Origin of the sequence: Methylobacter luteus IMV-B-3098, assembly GCF_000427625.1 — a bacterium.
GTDB lineage: Bacteria > Pseudomonadota > Gammaproteobacteria > Methylococcales > Methylomonadaceae > Methylobacter > Methylobacter luteus.
The window spans coordinates 1-19,409 of record NZ_KE386569.1 but is presented as its reverse complement, the minus strand read 5'-3'; the positions used below and the strand labels follow the sequence as shown (position 1 = coordinate 19,409).

The following is a 19,409-nucleotide window of genomic DNA, read 5'->3' as shown; positions in this document are numbered from 1 at the left end:
TGAGGCTGTTCCCGGCTCGGGAGGGGTGAGGCTGATTGTTAAGCGCATTTCCATTTTTCGGTCTCGCATTCCTGCATTAATCTTTGTAGTTCCATGGCCTGCTTGAACAGGCCGGGCTCTTTGACATGGCTCAGGTGTTTTTTGGCTTTGTCAAAATCACTCACCGCATAGGCGGAATAAGCCAAGGCGTAGCGAACGCTCTGATCGTTCAACAAACGATTCCTATGCAGCGCGGGCTCCATATTGATGACCATTTCGTACTGCTTCAGGCCGACCAAAATGGCCAGCCGCTGTTTGAGTTTTGTCGTTTGGTCTGAAATTTGCGCATTCAATTCCAAGGCCCGATAAAAACGGCCAGCGCGCTTGTACAATTCAGCCGCTTCCGCTATGAATTCCGGATGATATTGAGAAGCCTGCTCCAATATCTCGGCTGCCGCATTAGTCATGCCCTGATCCAGATAAGTATGCGCCAGCACTTTGGCGATAGTGACATGTTCGGGATAACTCAAACGCGCGACTTCCAGAATATTGGCCGCTTCATCAAACTGGCGACTGAGCCGCAGGGCATTTCCTATCGCCACAAAATCCTCGGCCTTGGCGACCGATTTAGCCAGATATTCCCGTCCCAGTTCAGCGGCGTTTCGATACAGCCCCAAGTCCAGGGCATAGAAAATTTTTCGTTCCAGGAACTTGTGGTTATCAGGAAACAAGGCTTCCCCCAGCGCAAGCGCATCCCAGGCTTTGCTGTATTGCTTCAGCAACCAGTGCGCTTGCATCTTCATTTCCAGCAGCGCCGGATAGGTTTTAAAGACATCGCCGGCCCGATCGATGGTCGCCAATGTTTCCTGATACGCTTTCAAGCCATACTGCGCCTGCGCCAGATAGACGAAAATAACCGGATCGGCCTGACCGTTTGCAATCGCCTGCTTCAAACTGTCCCTGGCCGACGCCAGGTCTTTCAGCCCCATTTGCGCCATGCCCAGCAAGGTGTAATAGCGCGCCAGATCCAGTCCTTCCTGAGCCAGGTCTATGGTTTGCAGCGTTTTGATCGCGCGGTCGTGGTTGCCGTCCTTGATCAACATAGCCGCAAGCGGCATTAATTCGCCGACCGGGAAGGTATCCGGATCCTTTTTGTCGTTGTCTTTGGCATAGCTCACGGCGATGCTGCAATTCAACAGCAGCAAAAGCAAAATCCGGCAGGACTGGCCGATAATAAAGCTCCGAGATACCTTTTTTGTTGTAACAAACCTTATCATGCGATTGACTACCCTAATCCGAATCGTATTTTCTGCTTGGCCCATACCTTGACCGCTTTACCCTGATACTGAGCGGGCGTAAAACGCCAGTTTCTGATACCGGCAACGGCGGAGTCGTCGAAAACGCCTTGCGGCGAAGACTCAAGCACCTGAATCTTGTCGACCGTGCCATCCACATCGATTAACAGCGACAGCACGACATAGCCCTCGATGTTGCGTTTTTTGGCGGTTTTTGGATAAACAAAGCTGCTTTTAACTTTAGGCTGCGGCATCGTGTCAACGGAATCCTCGGTCATCACGGAGGCATTGGCATTCCCCAATAAACCGTTATCCCCCACATCAAGCTCTTCCGTCCCCAGGCCCGACAATCCCAGGTCGATGCCCGATAAACTGGAATTCAGTCCGGTAATGGGCGCCGGGGCCCGCGTTTGTTTCGGTCTCGCCTTGGGCTTGGGTTTTTCAACTTTCTTCTTGGGCTTGGGCTTTTCCTGTTTAACCACAGTCATTTCCGTAGGCTTGAGCTGATCGGTTTTATCCGCTTCATCGCCCATACGGTTCATCAATAAAACGGTGCCGAATACGAATATTGGCCCCACTACCATGCCGATGAAGCCCGAGACGTATTTACTCCGTTTCTCGGTAATCTTGATAACAGTCACTGTAAAACCTAACCTGCCTCTTTTTTGGTGGCGACGCCAACGCCTTGAGCACCGGCCAGGCGCGCCTGATCGACGACTTCAACCAGTTTTCCGGCGGGCACGCCGTCATCGGTCACGACCAGGACGCTGGCCGAAGACGATGCCTTTAACAAATCCCTCAACTTGCTCTGAATCAGCCAAACCCTGATAGGCTTGCCGTCCAGATAGGTTTCGCCCGCCTTGTCGATATATAAGCGTATCGCCTTGGAGGACGCCGTGTTGGCACTGGAAGCGCTCGGTCGTTCCAGGTCGAGTTTCATGTCTTTGACAAACGTCGTGGTCACCATGAAAAAGATCAACAAAATGAATACAATGTCGATCAGCGGCGAAATATCCATCGCCTGTGAATAATCAGTCTTTTCTCGATATCTCATTGAAATTAAGCCGTTTCAGGTTTGGTGAATAACGTTTATTTGAGCGTTCCAAGGCAAAGCAGATCTTTGGCCTGTTCAAGCTCGGCCTGGATACGACGCTGTTTGCGATCCAGTGCGCTTTTGGCCAGAACGCCGGGAATAGCCACTGATAACCCCATTTGGGTGGTAAACAACGCCTGGGAAATACCCCCTGCGATACCGCCGGATTGACTGAATAAAGCCATTTCGGCCAATGACTCGAACGTTTCGATCATGCCGGTCACAGTCCCGAGCAAACCCATCAAGGGTGCTATCGCTACGACAATCTTGATTAAGGCGGTATATTTTCTGATCTCTTTTTCGTAGACATAAAACTCGGAATCGAGATGCTTGCGTAAATTCTTGGGCGCCAGTTTTTTAAGCGCGAAGCCGTCGCGCACGGCTTCTTCCACGATGTCTCTGGGCCTATGCTGCCAATCGCCGTTTTCCTGCCTGACCAATTCACGGATACTGTAGCGACCGTTGCGCCTGAGCACCCAAAACCGATATCCCAATCCATACCAAAGCAGCATGGTAAGGAATAATAGCGGCGGCATGACAAAGCCGCCTTTGTCCATGAAATCTTTTATTTCACTCAATAATTCCATCACAATCGCTCCCCCAACATTTTTTATTCCTTAGCGCTCCCCAGATATCGCGCCATCCGGTCCGGCTTGCCGGAACCGCTGTACTGCGCAACAAATCGAGGCTACGAGGATTTTTTTAAGCTAGACAAATTCCTGCTCCAGCTCACTAACGCCAGAAACCTGTCGACCCGTTATGACTGCGGAGTTATTTAGCTTGTGCATACGCTCTGGATTTTCACGGTCGAGCAGAATATTGGTGGCTTTGAGCGCAATTTCCTCAAGATCGTATTTAATGCTGTCCGACCAACTGGACAACAACGTCCCGGCCAGCACGGCCGGTATGGCGACGACCAGACCCAGCTCCGTTGTCACCAGCGCTACCGAAATGCCACTGGACAGCATTTTTGGATCACCAGTGCCAAACTCCGTAATAATGTCGAATGTCTGGATCATTCCGGTTACCGTTCCAAGCAGCCCCAATAACGGTGAGACGGAGGCAATCACCAGAATAGCGGAACCGAACCGATTCAGCGCCCCGGCTTCGTGCAACATGGCCTCGGAAATGACATCGTCCATATGATCCCGGTTGCCATGTGAATTTTGAATGGTGGCGGTCAGAATCCTCGCGAACGGCCCTTTTTGCCGCTGGCAGTAGCTCAACGCCTCTTTTTCCTGGTCGTTTTGCAGCAAAGGGATGACTACTTTGGCTATGGATTGAGGATTGCGCGAGGCTAAATACAGCAGCAAGCAGCGAATGCCGATCAAAATCAGGGCAACCCCGCCCAGACCGACAATGACCCAACCGATCATGCCGCCGGATTCGATGACGCCCAACACAGTTTTCTCCTGTTTTTCATCCACCGCTTTTTCTTTCGATTCAAACAAGAAAATCTTCAATGCACTCGGCACTTTTCCGGCTAATACGCCTTTGGCTACATCCGCTGCAGGTTCGCCCCATAATTTCAAACGGCCCGCACCCGCAGGCACCAGAATGCCGCTGTCTGTGTCGCTTACGCCATAGGCGGCGATATTCCCCACTTTAACGACCGTACCGGCCACTTCAGCCCCGTCATTGGTAAAAAAGCTTTCGCTTTGGTGCCGGATGCTGCCCAGGTCTTTAAGCAAATCCGTTGCCTGCCGGAACAGCATGGCCAGCTTGATTTCACCGCCCGCAGCCGCAAATTCGGCGTTGCCTTCAAGAGAGCGCCCATAGGCATCAAGACTGGCGTTGCCTTGCGAATAAGTCATCTGTAACAGATCACTGCTATCGTTCAAAACCTCGTCCTTACGCTCGGCATCAGCCAAGCTCGTTCTGAACTTGTCTTCTTTGGCGGATAATTCGATATTCTTTTGCTCAAGGCTGTCGATTTTCCGCTGGATGGTCTTTTCCGTATTATCAGCCTGAGATTTGAAGCTATTAAGCCTCTGTTCCAATTCCTTTTTTTGTGCCTGCAAAAAAGCAAACTCTCTTTTGTAGACGGCTTCCAATGAACCCCGCGTTTCTTTTTTAGGCTCCTCCTTGGGTGCTGGGGCGACTTGCGCGGACGCTGGCGCTTGTTTCTGAGTTTCTTGCGAAAGCCCTGCCTGAATCCAGACAGAGCTCAATAAACAGCCAATTAACAGACGCTTCATTTAAGCCCCCAAGGATTAGGCAATTCAAAATAACCCTGCCGGATTTGTTTTTTCAGCGAATCAAACAAGACTGAAATCCGTTCTTTTTCCTTCGGATCTTTCAGTTCTATAAAGCGCCATTGTCCCGATTGCTTTACCGCCTGGCCAAACCGGTTATCGCTGGATTGGAAATAAAGAAAAACAGTGCCTAATTTGGCTACATCGACCAATCGCTTTTCACCGTCAAGGTCGATTGTCTGGCTATAAACGCCGTTCTCCCTCGTCAACCGAATTTCATCCTCAATGAAAGCCCAAACTCTATTGGCTGCTTTTTTAGGCTCCAATACCCGGCTCTCAAGCTGGGATCGCAAATTTGCAAGCTCCGACAGGCGCTCTTCAACTTTAAAAGGCAAACCGTCCTGAACGGATTGCTTTAAATCGTCCAAAGCGGTCAGCACAACAGGGAGCAATGATTCCTCCCCGCTTTTGGCTTCCGCCGTAGCCTGTTCGTATTTGACCAGTGCTTGTTGCAACTTTTCTATTGCGACTGTCTGGCGCTGATTTTCAACACTCAAATCGGACATTTGCGAACTCAAGGCATCCATTCTCGTTTTATGGGATTGTTTTTCCATGTCCAACTGGGATTGCAGTTCCTCGACTTCGCCGCGCATTGAAATCAAGGTTTTTGCAAGGTTCTCCATGCTGTCGGCCCCGGCCGGCAAACTGGCGCTCAGCCCCCCCATGACCAGCACTATCGCGCCGGATTTAATTGTAGTTACAACATTCATTATTCATTTACACCCGGTAAACCTGTTAATTGATAATCCATACCCGAGAAAAACCAAGTTCATATAAATAATTCGGCCCAACACCAGCGCCTGAACCCATGAACTTATGTAAAGCATGTAATCCTAAAGCAGTATTGTTAAGCTTTAGTGTCAGTTGCTTTACTGTTGGGTTACAGTTTGGTTACAGTCGCTTGCTCGATTTGAATCATTGAAGACTGATCAAAAGCACCCTGCCGCGCCTAAGGGATACCAAAACCATGGAGAGTGTAACCAGGGGTGAAAAGGATGTACCTCGACGTCCGCATTCCAGGGAAGTCCTGCAAATTTTTCTATACGGATATTTGTCGGTAACTGGAGACGCCTTGAGAGCCATCATTCCGGCACTTTGCACTCCACCTTTCTCCCGCCGCTCGCAAGAGAGAATGAGCAATCAACAAATCAAATACTTTTTTAAAACGGCCTGATTCATGCCTTTTTCAAATAATTATTTGAGATTATTAAAAAATTTACCGTTTATGAAGCGAGTGGGCTAAAATACCGCCCCTTAAAAACACATCAATAGATAAATATGCCGGCCCGAGGTTTTAGACCCTATTCACTCCGGCTCCAATCCGACTGTAAGCAACTTCAAGCTTTAGAAATTTGCAGACTGTTCAAAAACCAGAGCGACGCTCGACTGATCAAGACTTAATGAATTTCAGTGACGTAATGATACCGATAGTGCAAGAAAAACCAGCCCTGCTTGACCGATTGACTGCTGAGGCAAGTCTACGCCCCATGGTTGGGTTACTGGCGATTCTGGTGCTGTTGCTGCATTTACTCGTCATTATCTGGCTATTAAAGCCAGCCGAACCGGTTGCCGTGACACAGCCGCCGAAAGTCATGGAAGTGGCTTTGCTTTCCGCGCCGAGTCCGAAACCCGCAGCAGCCCCTCCGGCTCCGCCAAAACCGGTTCCACCTAAACCAAAACCGGTTCCGCCTAAAAAAGTTCAGCCGAAAAAGCCGCCTGTCAAACAACCGGTCAAAAAGCAAACACCGGCTGTCAGTAAACCGGCCGAACTGCCAAAACCGCAGCCTGTTGTCGAGGAGCCGCCCCAGACACAGCCCTCGTTATCCGACTCGACTCAAGCAACGGAAACGTCCGCGCCGGCGCCGCAGCCTGCTGTTAACCCATCCAGCAAGCCTGCTGAAAAAGCCGGAGTTGCCGAAGCTAACAGCAAAGCGGTCGTTTCCGGCGTTAAACCATTGGTGCGCGTTCAGCCCGATTACCCTCCGCGCTTGCGTAATCGACGTATTGAGGGCTGGATTAAAATCGAATTCACCATTACTACGAACGGGGCCGTGACAGATGCCGTCGTTGTTGATGCCGAGCCCGCTGATGTTTTTGACGATGTAGCATTGAAAGCCATCAAAAAATGGAAATTTGAAGCAAAGCAGGTCAATGGCGTAGCAGTTACTCAGCGCGCTGTGCAAATACTTAAATTTCAATTATCGAAGTAATGATAATGATGGGTTTAAATACCTTATATTCATGAGCCGCCAGTTTGCTGACCGTCCCGTTATTTTTACTTTGAACGACTCAAAAAGGAGAAGATCTTAATGTTCCATGATATTTCGCCCACCGCTATTGTCGACGGGACTTTATATATTCTGTTAGCTTTTTCGGTAGTGACCTGGACGCTTATTATTTTTAAATCCTGGCAATTTTGGAAAAACAGCTATTGGAACCGGCTTTTCAACGGCGCATTCTGGGGATCTGCCACACTGGCTGATGCAAGAGCTTTGCCTGCAAGCACTTTCAAAGGACCGCAAGCACGAATTGCACGGCAAGGATTGGCATGGTTGACTGAAAGCAGGCAAACTTCCACCAAGAACCTTAAGTTTAGCGGCACACCCAGCGAGCTGCTGGAACAATCGCTGTTCGTTCAAATGCAGGAAGAACAGCATTTGATGGAAAGCGGCCTGACCATGCTGGCCAGTATCGGCAGCACAGCACCGTTTGTCGGTCTATTCGGAACGGTTTTAGGTATCATGCACGCCATGCATGATATTACTGCAAGCGGTTCGACCAGTCTCGATGTCGTAGCCGGCCCCATCGGCGATGCGCTTGTCGCCACTGCTATCGGCATTGCCGTCGCCGTACCGGCTGTATTGGCTTATAACTTTTTCCTGCGCCGCGTCAAATTGCAACGCGCCGGGTTGGAGAATTTCGTGACCAGTTTCATGCATGCCGCATTAAGCACAGACCTGCACAGCAAGGATTAGAAATGGCTTTTAAAACTCAATCCGAAAACGAAGACAGCATGAGCGAGATTAACGTCACCCCGCTCGTTGACGTTATGTTGGTGTTGGTGATAATTCTTCTAGTGACCGCGCCGTTACTGACACAATCAGTGCATGTAACGCTGCCGAAAACCGCCGAGACGACAGCGAATGTGGAGGAACAGCCCTTGCAGCTCGGCATCGACGAGCAAGGCGGCATAACGCTCAACAAGCAACCTGTTGCGGATCTGGCTGCCCTGGAAACCGTCTTGAAGAGTGAACTGGTGAAGAATCCCGAAGTTGCCCTGCATTTGTATGCCGACCAGGGCGTCGTCTACGGAAAAGTCGCCGAAGTCATGGCCGCCGTGCAACATGCAGGGCTGGCTAAAATAGCGTTTGTGACTGTAGAACAGTAACAATTTTTGCTGCATCGTCATCAAGTTTTAAAGCAATTATCTTTTAGATAAAAACATGATATAAACTAACCTCTTGTTAAACGAAATGAGCCATTTTTATCATGCCCAAGCCTTATTCCGAAGATTTACGCAGCCGGGTGGCTGAAGCGGTTGCCGCAGGCCACACCGTGCGGGCCGTGGCTTTACAATACAAAGTCAGTCCGGCCTTTGTCTGCCGAATGCACGCCTTGTGGCGTGAAACCGGAGCCGTTCAAGGCAAGCCCTTTGGCGGCTACAGACGCTCGCGGCTGGAACCTTATGAAGCCGCCATCAAGGAACAGTTAGCGAGTAGTCCGTCGATGACCTTGCAGGAACTGCAGGCTTGGCTGGGACGCGAACACAGCCTAAGTGTTTCGATCTCGGCCATTGATAAGTTTATTAGGCGCAAGCTGGGCTATCGCTATAAAAAAAACGCTGGTCGCCAGTGAGCAGCAACGCGCAGATGTCGCGATGGCCCGAGAGCAATGGCAAGCCTGGCAGCAAACCTGCGATCTGTCAAAGTTGGTGTTTCTGGATGAAACGGGCGTCTCCACGAACATGATCCGTCGCTATGGCCGGGCCTTGGNTGGCGCCCGCTGTCGGGATGCGGCACCGGCAGGCCATTGGCAAACCCTGACCTTCATTGCCGGCTTGCGTGCCGACCGGCTCACCGCGCCCTGGTGTCTGGACCAGGCCATGACGGGCGAAGCCTTCAAGGAATATCTGCGCTCGCAACTGGGACCGACCTTGAAGCCCGGCGACATCGTCATCTGTGACAATCTGTCCGCCCATAAGGTGGCGGAAGTCCAGNCCATTGTTGAAGCGCACGGGGCGACGATCCAATATCTGCCGCCCTATAGTCCTGAGCTGAATCCGATCGAGCAAGTCTTCGCCAAACTGAAGGCGTTGCTGCGCAAGGCCGCCGAGCGCACTTACGACAAGCTCTGGCAACTCATTGGTAAGCTGTTGGATGAGTTTCAAGCGGATGAGTGCCTCAATCTCTTCAGGCATTCAGGCTATGTTTCTACGTAATAGATAATTGCTCTAGCGGACATAAAAAAGGCTGGAGAATATCCAGCCTTTTTTTGTTTTTAGTGCAGCAATCCCTGCAACAATCCGTTCAGCTTATGAACAAAAGCGGCCGGATCGTCGAGCTGCCCGCCTTCGCTCAAGATGGCCTGATCGAACAGGATATGAGCCAGATCAGCAAACCTCGCATCATCCTGCTCGTCCTTCAGGCGCGCCACCAGCGGATGCGTCGGGTTGATTTCGAAGATGGGCTTTTTGCCGAAGCTCATGGACTGGCCGGATTCCTTCATGATGCGCTCCATGTTCAGGCTCATGCCGTAAATATCCGAAACCAGACAGGCGGGCGATTCGGTCAGGCGATGGCTTAAGCGCACTTCGCTGACTTTATCGGCCAGTACGTCCTTGATCTGTTTCAGCACCGATTCAAAGTCCTTATTGGCTTCTTCCTGCTCTGTCTTGTCCGCTTCATCTTCGAGTTTGCCTAAATCCAGATCGCCTTTGGCAACCGACTGCATGTGCTTGCCGTCAAACTCGCCCAGATGCGAGACGAGCCATTCATCAATACGGTCGGACAGCAGCAGCACTTCGATGCCTTTCTTGCGGAAAATCTCCAGATGCGGGCTGTTTTTGGCCGCCGCGTAACTATCCGCTGTGACATAGTAGATTTTTTCCTGGCCTTCCTGCATTCGGCTCACATAATCTTCCAGCGTCACATTCTGTTTATCGGTGTCGTTGTGTGTCGAGGCGAAACGCAACAGTTTGGCGATGCGGTCTTTGTTGGCATGATCTTCTATCGGTCCTTCTTTTATGACGGTGCCGAACTCGGACCAGAACTTCTCATATTTTTCCGGCTCGTTTTTAGCCATGCCTTCCAGCATGCCCAGCACTTTTTTGACGGCGCCCGACTTAATGGTGCTGATCTGCTTGCTTTGCTGCAGAATTTCGCGCGACACGTTCAGCGGCAGTGAATTAGCGTCAATGATGCCGCGAATAAAGCGCAGATAACGTGGCATTAGTTGTTCGGCGTCATCCGTGATGAAGACTTTGCGGATATATAGTTTCACGCCATGCTTGGCTTCCCTATCCCACAGATCGAACGGCGCATGTGAAGGCACATAAAGCAATAATGTGTATTCGTTGGCCCCTTCCACTTTGCTGTGCACGTAGGCCATCGGGTCCTGATAATCGTGGCCGACATGCTTGTAGAATTCATTGTAATCGGTTTCGGAAATTTCCTGACGGGCTTTAGTCCATAAAGCCGATGCGCTGTTGATAGTCTCTTCTTCAGGCGCGGCGGGCTTTTCTTCCTCACCTTCCTCATTCATAGACGGCATAGGTTCTTTGTCCATGACGATAGGCAGGGAAATGTGGTCGGAGAACTTTCTGACAATGGAGCGGATACGGTAGCCGTCCAGGAACTCGCTTTCCGATTCTTTCAAATGCAAAACGATTTCAGTGCCGCGTTTGGGTTTGTCTATGGACTCGATCGTGTAATCGCCTTCACCGGTCGATTCCCAACGTACCCCTTCATTAACCGGCGCACCGGCTTTGCGCGTCGTCAGCGTCACTTTGTCGGCGACAATAAAAGCGGAATAAAAACCGACGCCGAACTGGCCTATCAGCTCACTGTCTTTGGCCTGGTCGCCTGTCAAGGCTTCAAAAAACTGCTTGGTGCCGGATTTGGCTATTGTGCCGATATGTTCCTGCACTTCCGCACGGGTCATACCGATGCCGTTATCGATGATCGTAATCGTGCGTTTTTCCTTGTCAAATTCGAGGCGGATTTTCAGCTCGCTGTCGCCTTCGTACAGGCTGTCATTGGACAACGCCAGAAAACGCAATTTATCTGCCGCATCGGACGCGTTTGAAATCAGCTCGCGCAAGAAGATTTCCTTGTTGCTGTACAAGGAATGAATCATTAAATGCAGAAGGTGCTTAACTTCGGTTTCAAAACCTAGGGTTTCTTTCTTTGCTTCAACAGTCATCTTTATTGTTCCTGATAATGAAAAACGGGATGACAGCGGATATTGGGGCGCATTTATTTTTTTCAAGCCCAGGCCCAGAGGCTGATGAATGTCCGGTTGAAATTGACTGCTTATGGCGCTCGCTGAACCTTGCCCTTATTGAAAATACGCTCCGAGCCGGCTATTGGTATTGCTACGGGCCATTAATTATGTGTTCGCAGGGGACCTGTTTTGCTGTTGTGATAAGCGCTGATCGGTAATACCATCAGTTTGCTCATGAATAATGCGCAGCGTTACTGCTGCTGGCAGATCATATTAACAGCTGCCCAGGATAACGATTATGCGTGTTTTTTATTGAAGACGAAATTGGCCTAGCCCTGATTTTCGCCGCAATTATTGCCCCAATGCATACGAATGGCGGCAATCGCGACTTTATCAGAATTGATGATGACTGTTTTTTGCGCCAGCGCCAGGTTCAGACTGTCCCTGCCATAACCGGGATTGACGCGAATGTCAGACAAATAGTCCGTAGCGTTTCCCACGCATCCCCTTTCTGCTGGCCTTTAATTTGCCGATCAGCCTTGGCGCTTAACAATAATATACCATTCAAATCCTGCTCACTAAGCCTGTTCAGTGCATGACTAACCAGCTGCTTACGTTTATCCCAGATCTGATTGTTTTTGAATACCAGCTCTCTGCTTTGTCCCTGAGCTATTGCTCTTTTCATCTTGATCAACGTTCTGGCTTCACGGGTGAAAGCCCATAAGACCACCGGCGCTGCAACACCTTCCGCCTGTAAGCCGGAGAGCACTTTGAAAATGCGTTTTGTACTGGCTCCCAACACGCAATCGATCAGCTTGAACACATCGTAGCGGGAACTGTCCGCTACGACATCAAGAATCTGCTGCTCGCCCAGATGTCCAGGACCATACAGTACATAGAGTTTCTCTATTTCCTGAGCGGCGGCAAGCAGGTTGCCTTCAATCCTGGACGCCAGCATCTTCAGTCCTTCCGGATCAGCGCTGAGTCCGCGCCGCTGCATTCTTTGCTGCAACCACCGGATTAAATCTTGCCCTTCCAGAGGCCAGACCTGAATAAAAACCCCGACCTTCTCCAGAGCCTGTAACCAGCGTGTCTTTACTGCGCTACTAGCCAATTTGCCAGCCGTAACGAGCAAAACCGTGTCGGCTGGCAGGCGTTCGCAATAAGCAGTCAATGCTTTTGCCCCTTCTGTTCCGGGTGCACCGGAAGGCAGCCTTAAATCAATGATTTTTTTATCCGAAAAAATGGAATATGAATCGGCAGCCACCGTCAAATCATTCCATTCAAACCCCGTTTCGACGGAAAAGACTTCGCGCGTCAGAAAACCAGCCTGCCTTGCGGCCTTTCTGACGGCATCGGCCGTCTCGCCAAGTTGTAACGGTTCGTCACCGCTAATAAAGTAAACAGATGCCAAGCCCTTTTGCAACTCGGCACCTAATTGCTCGGTCTTTAAGCGCATGCTATTTGGCGTTCGCCTCTAATACAACCCGGGCACGATCGACTATAGCGCGTACGGCCTGTTGATACATTTCATTACGGATCACGGCTTCTTCGCCTTCTTTAGCCATAACATCCTGTTGGTCATTGAAGTAATCACGCCTGATCTCGACCGGTTGACGATTCGCCAGCACGGATTTGCCGGAATCGAGCAGTTCATATTCCAACCGATAGAACAATTCAAATTCTTCAGCTTTGCCCCTGGAACTCAGAGACAATGCCCGCCGATTAAAGTCCTCTCCAAATATTCTGATGATCATACCGGCCCCTTCTGGCGAATTGGCAAGCCTACCAGCCGAGGATCTTAATGTACGTTTAAATTGTTCCCGTAATGGTGTTGAACCACCATCCATATAAACATTCTTCATACCCACTGGCAAATCAAGCGCGCCGCGTAGATGGTAACCGCACGCGCTCAATAATAAGGCCATAATGAAGATAACTGCTTTTTTTGTCAGCACACACATCTCTTAAACTACGATATTGACCAGCTTTTTAGGCACAACAATGACCTTTTTGACCGGCTTGTCTTCAATAAACCGCTTCACACTTTCATCAGCCAGCGCCATGGCTTCCACTTCATCTTTAGACGCTGTTGTAGAAACGGAAATTTTACTGCGCAATTTGCCGTTTACCTGGATCACCAGCTCTAACGAATCCAGTTCCAAAGCCGTTACATCGACTTCAGGCCATGACTCGCTGACAACTGCTTGCTGATGACCTAAATCCAGCCACAACTGATGACAGATATGCGGCACTATCGGTGACAACATCAACACAATTGCTTCCAGCGCTTCCTGGCGAATCGCCTTGCCATTTTCGGACTCATCATTGAATCTGGACAGCGCGTTAACCAGTTCCATATTGGCGGCGATAGCTGTGTTAAAGGTATAGCGCCTGCCAAGATCATCCGTTACTTTCTGGATGGTTTGATGCAACTGACGTCGGATAGCCTGCTGGTCTTCGGTTAATGTCTGTTTATCCACTTTTTGAGCCGAGCCGCCTGCATTGATATGCAGATAAGCCTGTTTCCAGAGCCGTTTAAGAAATCGAAATGCACCCTCGACGCCGCTGTCCGACCATTCCAGGGATTGCTCAGGGGGGGCTGCGAACATGATGAACAGGCGCACAGTATCGGCACCGTATTGATCGATCAAGGCTTGCGGATCGACTGTATTGCCTTTGGATTTGGACATTTTGCTGCCGTCCTTCAGCACCATGCCTTGCGTCAACAGCTTTTTGAACGGCTCGTCACATGTCAATAAGCTTTCATCACGCAATAATTTGGTATAAAAACGCGCGTACAACAAGTGCAAAATTGCATGTTCGATACCACCGATATATTGATCAACCGGTAACCAGTACTTGGCGTTTTCATCAAGCATGCTATTGACACTGCCGCTGCTGGCGAAGCGTGCAAAATACCATGAGGATTCCATGAATGTATCAAAGGTATCGGTTTCGCGGCGCGCTTCTTTTCCGCAAGTCGGGCAATTCACATGGGAAAATGTCGGGTGGGCAACCAATGGCGATTGCGATCCATCCAGCACTACATCACGCGGCAATTCCACTGGCAGATCCTGCTCGGGAACCGGGACCGTACCACAATCATCGCAATAGATAACTGGAATTGGCGCGCCCCAGTAACGCTGGCGCGAAACGCCCCAATCACGCAGGCGGAAATTGATTTTGCGCAGGCCTTTGCCGGCATTTTCCAGCGTCTCCGCAATCACCGTAAAAGCCTGCTCTGACGTTAATCCGTCAAACTCGCGTGAATTGCGCAAGATGCCTTTAGCGGTATAGGCCTGCTCGGAGCAATCAGTCTGCTCACCGTCTTTAGCAAAAATCACCTGTTTGATCGCAATGCCATACTTTTGAGCGAACTCAAAATCTCGCTGATCATGAGCAGGTACTGACATGACCGCGCCGGTGCCGTAACCCATTAGCACGAAGTTGGCAATCCAGACTGGAACTTGCTCGCCGGTTATCGGATGGATGGCTTTGATGCCTGAATCCACGCCCCGCTTCTCCATTGTCTCCATGGCTGCTTCGGACGTTTCCATAACTTTGCACTCGTTAATGAATGCTATGAGCTCAGGCTTGTTTTCGGCGGCTTTTTGCGCCAAAGGATGTTCGGCCGCAATAGCCAAGTAGGTGGCACCCATCAGGGTATCAGGCCGGGTCGTATAAATCCTTAAAGGCTGCTCCATATCGGCCACTTGGAAATCCATTTCCACACCTTCGGAACGGCCGATCCAGTTGGCCTGCATAGTCTTAACCTGTTCCGGCCAACCATCCAATGTTTCCAAAGATTGCAGTAATTCATCCGCATAGTCCGTAATCTTCAAAAACCATTGCGCGATTTCTTTCCTTTCCACTGGCGTATCACAACGCCAGCAACAACCGTCGATAACCTGCTCGTTAGCCAGCACGGTCATATCATGCGGGCACCAGTTGACCGGCGCAGTTTTTTTATAAACCAGGCCTTTTTCCAGCAACTTAATGAAGAACCACTGCTCCCAGCGATAATAAGACGGATCACAAGTCGCTATTTCCCGTTGCCAGTCATAGCCGAAACCCAATCGCTTAAGCTGATCGCGCATATAGTCAATATTGTCATACGTCCAGTCGGCAGGGTGAACACCATGCTTCATGGCCGCATTTTCCGCCGGCAGGCCAAATGCGTCCCAACCCATTGGCTGCATGACATTCTTGCCCAACATGCGCTGGTAACGGCTGATCACATCGCCAATGGTATAGTTACGAACATGCCCCATGTGGAGTTTGCCGCTGGGATAGGGGAACATGGATAAGCAATAATACTTTTCCTGAGTCGAAGATTCCGACACGTTAAACACACCTGAATCTTCCCAGGCTTTTTGTACCTCTTGCTCAATAACTAATGGCTTATAATTTTCTTGCATCCTTCTCGTCTTTTACCAGTCAAAAGCGTTAGAATACCGCACAGCAGCTTAAATCTAAAGCGCCTTTTTCAGGAGTTGAACCATGAATAAAAATAAATTTATCACTGCCTATAACGAGCTCATGAAGCATCTGCACGAAACCATGGATGAGGCTATTCATTCTTTAGCAGATGCACTGGAAATTTCAAAAGAAAAAACCAGGAAATCCACTGATTTGACCAAGGATGAAATCGATCAAGTATCGGGTTATGTCAAGCGAGATATTGAACATGCCGCGCATGGCCTATCTGAAACAAAAGATAGTGATTCACTTTCGGAGTGGTTTAAATTTGATATCGAGCTGATTGAAAATTTCGCATTGGATGCTTTTTTAGGCCTTGCCGATAAAACGCGTCTTGAACTTGCAAAACTTGAACAATTGGCGGAGCTAAACACTTATCGTACGGGTGACATCACAGGGCCAGGAACCTTTGTTTGCGATCAATGCGATAAGCAAATTGCATTTAAATCGACCAGTGAAATTCCCGAATGCCCGGCTTGTCACGGTAAAACTTTTGTCCGCCTTTGATATTACTGGTCTAGGCTTTATAATACGAGTTTTATCTATTTGATTCCATGGGGAATAACAACATGCGCAGGGTCATTTTCAATCAGAAAGGCGGTGTCGGCAAATCTACGATTACCTGCAATTTAGCCGCCATCAGTGCCGTTGAAGGCAAGCGTACTCTAGTGATCGATCTGGATGTTCAAGGCAATTCCACGCAATACCTGCTCGGCAAAAAAGTCAGCGAAAGCGAAAAAACTATTGCTCATTTTTTTAAAGACAGCTTAAGTCTTGGCCTGTTCGGAGGCAATACTTCCGGGCTTGAAAATGTCATTCATGAAACTCCTTTCCCAGATCTGTTCGTTATTCCTTCTCATCCTGATCTTGAACCCTTACAAGCTCGCCTGGAATCGCGCTATAAAATCTTTAAATTAAAAGAGGCGCTGGAAAAATTGCAGGGTTTTGATGCGATCTATATGGATACGCCCCCCATTCTCAACTTTTATAGCCAATCTGCTTTAATTGCTGCGGATAAATGCTTGATTCCTTTTGATTGCGATACGTTTGCCCGAGAAGCGTTATATTTATTAATGCAAGCTTTGAAAGAAGTTAAGGCCGACCATAACCAAAATCTTGAAATTGAAGGCATCATCGTCAACCAATTCCAAAAACAGGCGAATTTGCCTCGTCAACTAGTTGATCAGCTTGTTGCAGAAGGACTGCCCGTACTGGCAGCGATGATTTCACCTTCGATCAAAGTAAGAGAATCACATACAGAATCGCAACCGTTAATACATTATGCGCCCAACCATAAGTTGACCGACGAATTCAGAGCGTTACACGCAGAAATTCACAGCAGCTAAATCTTTTTTTCTCAGGGGTAATGCTATTTGTTACTCCTGAGCATTTTCATTAAAGAGAAAGTACCGCTTAAGTATCACTCTTATAGTGAGACTTCTCTGCCCTTCTGATAAATACCGCCATACCCAATCAAGGCCAAGAGTAAAAGCCCTATTACACTCATAATCGCCCTATCTCCGAATCTAGCATATGGTGTCATCCCCTCCATAGGAATTATAGCTCCGCTAATCACCGCAGTTTCAAATAAAGGTGCTTGATTGATAATTTTTCCTTCAGGCGACACAATTGCAGATATTCCCGTATTTGCCGCCCGTAACAAAAAGCGCCCCGTCTCCATTGCGCGCATTCTTGCAATTTGCATATGCTGATGGGGCTCCAATGAGTCTCCAAACCAGGCATCATTAGTCACGTTAACCAGATAAGCGGCCTCTGGCAAACCTCGAATATTCACATCACTGAAGGCATCTTCATAACAAATTGAAGTTATGAACGAATAACCTCCTGCTTTTAATAGCGGTTGATCTGTCCTACCTGGCAAAAAATTGGCTAATGGTATATCCAATATATTTAACAAAAAACCAGACAAGGGTTGTAATGGTAAATACTCTCCAAACGGCAATAAATGACTTTTTCGGTAAATACCGACATTTTTGCCTAAAGTTATTGCCGCATTATACTTTTCATGCTGTAAATTTTCTTTTATGGGGATACTGATAATCAAGTCAGTATTATTCTTTGCCGCTTCAGCGCTTAATGGTAATAAAAAAGAGTCATTAACCTCGGATAGAAAAGCAGGTACCGCAGTTTCAGGCCAAACAATAACATCCGAGTCCCAATGCTCTTCCGTCATTGACTTGTATTTCTGCAGAGTATGATTTCTGTTCTCAAGCTTCCATTTTTGACTTTGAGAAATATTGCCTTGGATTAAAGAAGCTTTGATAGGAGAGCCAGCAGTTTGAGTCCATTTTACAGTCTTTAACCAAGTGCCTGTGCTCCATAACACAGCAATAATAACTGTTAATAACGCAAGATGTCTTTTATAAAATATCAGGATTACGGCAGCGGATGCAGTAAATGCTAATAAGAAACCGGTACCATATCCTCCTAGAATAGGTATATAACCTGCTAAAGGGGTTTCCAATTGAGAATATGCAATTTGCAACCATGGAAATCCATTAAGCAACAAATATCCACGTACATATTCTATAATTATCCAAATAAGAGGAATCGCAAAAAGCTGTAAAATTTTAGCATTTGGTGGCATTAACTTTGCTGAAAGATATCCAGATAATGCTGGAAATAATGCCCAAAGAATAATAAACAAGCTCGTAAGCATAATCGAACTCAGCAGATCCGCTCCTCCAAAGTCATGAATACTGATGTAAACCCAAGATACTCCTAAACCGAATGAGCCTAAACCAAACAGATAGCCTCTTAGTGCTGCCCGTCCTGGGCTTATATTTTGCCAGGAAGCAAACACAAAAATCAGTGCCGCAAGAGCTAAATAGACATAATCAAATGGGGCAAAAGATAAAGTCAGTAAAATACCGGCAATCAATGAAACTAAATCCCAATATTTACTATTTGAAAAGCGCATAAAACCAATACTGATCTGAATGATAGGCAGACAGGATAAGCCAATCCGGCTATTTTTTAAATCAACCTTATATAAAAAAATTGGCTCTTATTGGATTCCAGGGAGATATCCAACCCTATTTGAAAACTTAAAATTGAGGATCAGAATCCCTACATAGGATGGATGATTACCCTACATCAGCTATCAGACAATGCCAAATGTTTTGAAACGATTCGCGCCCTGCGCTGGCCGGATAAAGTGTCTTGCCCCATTGCGGTTCAGAAGCCATTATCAAGCAGGGCAAGGATGATACCCCACCTGAATGACAGCGCTATAGCTGCAAAGCCTGTCAGCGCAAATTCGACGATTTAACCGGCACGATTTTCTCGGGCCGCCATCAACCCTTGAAAATCTGGGTGCTGTGCTTATATTTTATGGGCTTGAACTTATCAAACGCGCAGATTTCCCGCGAGCTGGATTTAAATGAAGCGGACGTTCAGCCAATGACCCGACAGTTGCGTTCAGGGATGGTCAGCAAAAGACCGGCGGTAGTGCTGAAAGGCGAAGTTGAATGTATGGGGTCGCCGGGCATAAATGCCAGCCAGAAACCGTAAAAAAAGACCGAAAAGGTCGGCGTCACCGGTTAAAAGGCGCTTCTGGACGCGGCACGCTGGTCAAGGAAAGCCGCCGATATTGGGCCTGATTCAACGCGGCGGACAAGGGGTCATTCAGATGCTGGAGAATGTTCAGCAAGCGACCGCCCAGCCCGTTATTCAAAGCACGATAGCGCCTGGCACGCTCATTTAGCGATGAATACGCGATTTATGCGGAGCCGGAACCACTCATACTGCCACGCTGAGCGGTTGCCCCTCAATCGTAGTGCCTTTTATGGATGAACAACTATTCTGGGCGTACCAACTGCAACATTTAGGTCTTGCGTCAGC

20 protein-coding genes are annotated in these 19,409 nt (G+C 48.6%); 9 read left to right on the top strand and 11 right to left on the bottom strand.

The genetic code is table 11. The features are described 5' to 3' along the window. Positions 1 to 38: 38 nt before the first annotated feature. The 6 genes from METLU_RS0102040 to METLU_RS0102015 form a co-directional block, all read right to left on the bottom strand. The gene (locus tag METLU_RS0102040; RefSeq protein ID WP_196806480.1) at positions 39 to 1,157 is read right to left on the bottom strand and encodes a tetratricopeptide repeat protein; all 1,119 of its coding nucleotides are present in this window, start codon (positions 1,155 to 1,157) and stop codon (positions 39 to 41) included. A 107-nt stretch (positions 1,158 to 1,264) separates the two neighbouring features. Beyond that, a complete protein-coding gene (locus METLU_RS0102035) occupies positions 1,265 to 1,915 on the bottom strand; it encodes an energy transducer TonB (protein WP_027156763.1) in 651 nt (216 codons plus the stop codon). Positions 1,916 to 1,923: 8 nt separating this feature from the next. Continuing rightward, positions 1,924 to 2,328 (bottom strand): ExbD/TolR family protein, encoded by a 405-nt coding sequence (locus tag METLU_RS0102030; RefSeq protein ID WP_027156762.1) that lies wholly within the window; start codon positions 2,326 to 2,328, stop codon positions 1,924 to 1,926. 35 nt (positions 2,329 to 2,363) lie between these two features. After that, complete coding sequence (locus METLU_RS0102025) at positions 2,364 to 2,954, bottom strand: MotA/TolQ/ExbB proton channel family protein (RefSeq protein ID WP_036242792.1); 591 nt, start codon at positions 2,952 to 2,954, stop codon at positions 2,364 to 2,366. A 120-nt stretch (positions 2,955 to 3,074) separates the two neighbouring features. Beyond that, positions 3,075 to 4,565, bottom strand: a complete 1,491-nt coding sequence (locus METLU_RS24315) for a MotA/TolQ/ExbB proton channel family protein (RefSeq protein WP_051299739.1) — start codon at positions 4,563 to 4,565, stop codon at positions 3,075 to 3,077. Then, positions 4,562 to 5,332: a DUF3450 family protein gene (locus METLU_RS0102015; RefSeq protein ID WP_051299738.1), complete on the bottom strand. Its 771-nt coding sequence runs from the start codon at positions 5,330 to 5,332 to the stop codon at positions 4,562 to 4,564. Before METLU_RS0102015 ends, METLU_RS24315 begins: the two co-directional genes overlap by 4 nt. A gap of 720 nt (positions 5,333 to 6,052) precedes the next feature. Between METLU_RS0102015 and METLU_RS26560 the strand changes: the two genes are divergently transcribed. From METLU_RS26560 to METLU_RS0101990, 5 genes are all read left to right on the top strand, one after another. After that, a complete protein-coding gene (locus METLU_RS26560) occupies positions 6,053 to 6,832 on the top strand; it encodes an energy transducer TonB (RefSeq protein WP_196806479.1) in 780 nt (259 codons plus the stop codon). 99 nt (positions 6,833 to 6,931) lie between these two features. After that, positions 6,932 to 7,597 (top strand): MotA/TolQ/ExbB proton channel family protein, encoded by a 666-nt coding sequence (locus METLU_RS0102005; protein WP_027156758.1) that lies wholly within the window; start codon positions 6,932 to 6,934, stop codon positions 7,595 to 7,597. A gap of 2 nt (positions 7,598 to 7,599) precedes the next feature. Beyond that, positions 7,600 to 8,010, top strand: coding sequence for an ExbD/TolR family protein (locus METLU_RS0102000; protein WP_027156757.1), 411 nt, complete (start codon positions 7,600 to 7,602; stop codon positions 8,008 to 8,010). 101 nt (positions 8,011 to 8,111) lie between these two features. Then, positions 8,112 to 8,477, top strand: coding sequence for a helix-turn-helix domain-containing protein (locus METLU_RS0101995; protein ID WP_027156756.1), 366 nt, complete (start codon positions 8,112 to 8,114; stop codon positions 8,475 to 8,477). After that, positions 8,398 to 9,060 carry an IS630 family transposase gene (locus tag METLU_RS0101990; RefSeq protein WP_155920403.1) on the top strand — a complete coding sequence of 221 codons (663 nt, stop codon included), beginning with the start codon at positions 8,398 to 8,400 and terminating at the stop codon, positions 9,058 to 9,060. Before METLU_RS0101995 ends, METLU_RS0101990 begins: the two co-directional genes overlap by 80 nt. A 59-nt stretch (positions 9,061 to 9,119) precedes the next feature. Here the strand turns inward: METLU_RS0101990 and htpG are convergent, their stop codons facing one another. The 4 genes from htpG to leuS form a co-directional block, all read right to left on the bottom strand. After that, a complete protein-coding gene (htpG, locus tag METLU_RS0101985) occupies positions 9,120 to 11,042 on the bottom strand; it encodes a molecular chaperone HtpG (protein ID WP_027156754.1) in 1,923 nt (640 codons plus the stop codon). A gap of 454 nt (positions 11,043 to 11,496) precedes the next feature. Beyond that, positions 11,497 to 12,522, bottom strand: coding sequence for a DNA polymerase III subunit delta (gene holA, locus METLU_RS0101970; RefSeq protein ID WP_027156753.1), 1,026 nt, complete (start codon positions 12,520 to 12,522; stop codon positions 11,497 to 11,499). Between the two features lies 1 nt (position 12,523). After that, positions 12,524 to 13,027: an LPS-assembly lipoprotein LptE gene (locus METLU_RS0101965; RefSeq protein ID WP_036242791.1), complete on the bottom strand. Its 504-nt coding sequence runs from the start codon at positions 13,025 to 13,027 to the stop codon at positions 12,524 to 12,526. A 3-nt stretch (positions 13,028 to 13,030) separates the two neighbouring features. Further along, positions 13,031 to 15,484, bottom strand: coding sequence for a leucine--tRNA ligase (gene leuS, locus METLU_RS0101960; protein WP_027156751.1), 2,454 nt, complete (start codon positions 15,482 to 15,484; stop codon positions 13,031 to 13,033). A gap of 82 nt (positions 15,485 to 15,566) precedes the next feature. Here leuS and METLU_RS0101955 point away from each other — a divergent pair, with 82 nt between their 5' ends. Together METLU_RS0101955 and METLU_RS0101950 are read left to right on the top strand one after the other, a co-directional pair. Next, positions 15,567 to 16,052 (top strand): zinc ribbon-containing protein, encoded by a 486-nt coding sequence (locus METLU_RS0101955; RefSeq protein WP_027156750.1) that lies wholly within the window; start codon positions 15,567 to 15,569, stop codon positions 16,050 to 16,052. Between the two features lie 62 nt (positions 16,053 to 16,114). Next, on the top strand, positions 16,115 to 16,891 hold the full coding sequence (locus METLU_RS0101950) for a ParA family protein (RefSeq protein ID WP_027156749.1): 777 nt from the start codon (positions 16,115 to 16,117) through the stop codon (positions 16,889 to 16,891). An 80-nt stretch (positions 16,892 to 16,971) separates the two neighbouring features. On the opposite strand, the gene lnt is transcribed toward METLU_RS0101950, so the two are convergent. Beyond that, entirely contained in the window at positions 16,972 to 18,486 is a 1,515-nt protein-coding gene (gene lnt, locus METLU_RS24305; protein WP_036242790.1) for an apolipoprotein N-acyltransferase, read from the bottom strand. Between the two features lie 413 nt (positions 18,487 to 18,899). Between lnt and METLU_RS28230 the strand changes: the two genes are divergently transcribed. Both METLU_RS28230 and METLU_RS27100 read left to right on the top strand, forming a co-directional pair. Continuing rightward, complete coding sequence (locus METLU_RS28230; RefSeq protein ID WP_196806477.1) at positions 18,900 to 19,079, top strand: hypothetical protein; 180 nt, start codon at positions 18,900 to 18,902, stop codon at positions 19,077 to 19,079. Then, entirely contained in the window at positions 19,060 to 19,272 is a 213-nt protein-coding gene (locus METLU_RS27100; RefSeq protein WP_081678998.1) for a hypothetical protein, read from the top strand. Before METLU_RS28230 ends, METLU_RS27100 begins: the two co-directional genes overlap by 20 nt. Positions 19,273 to 19,409: the final 137 nt, after the last annotated feature.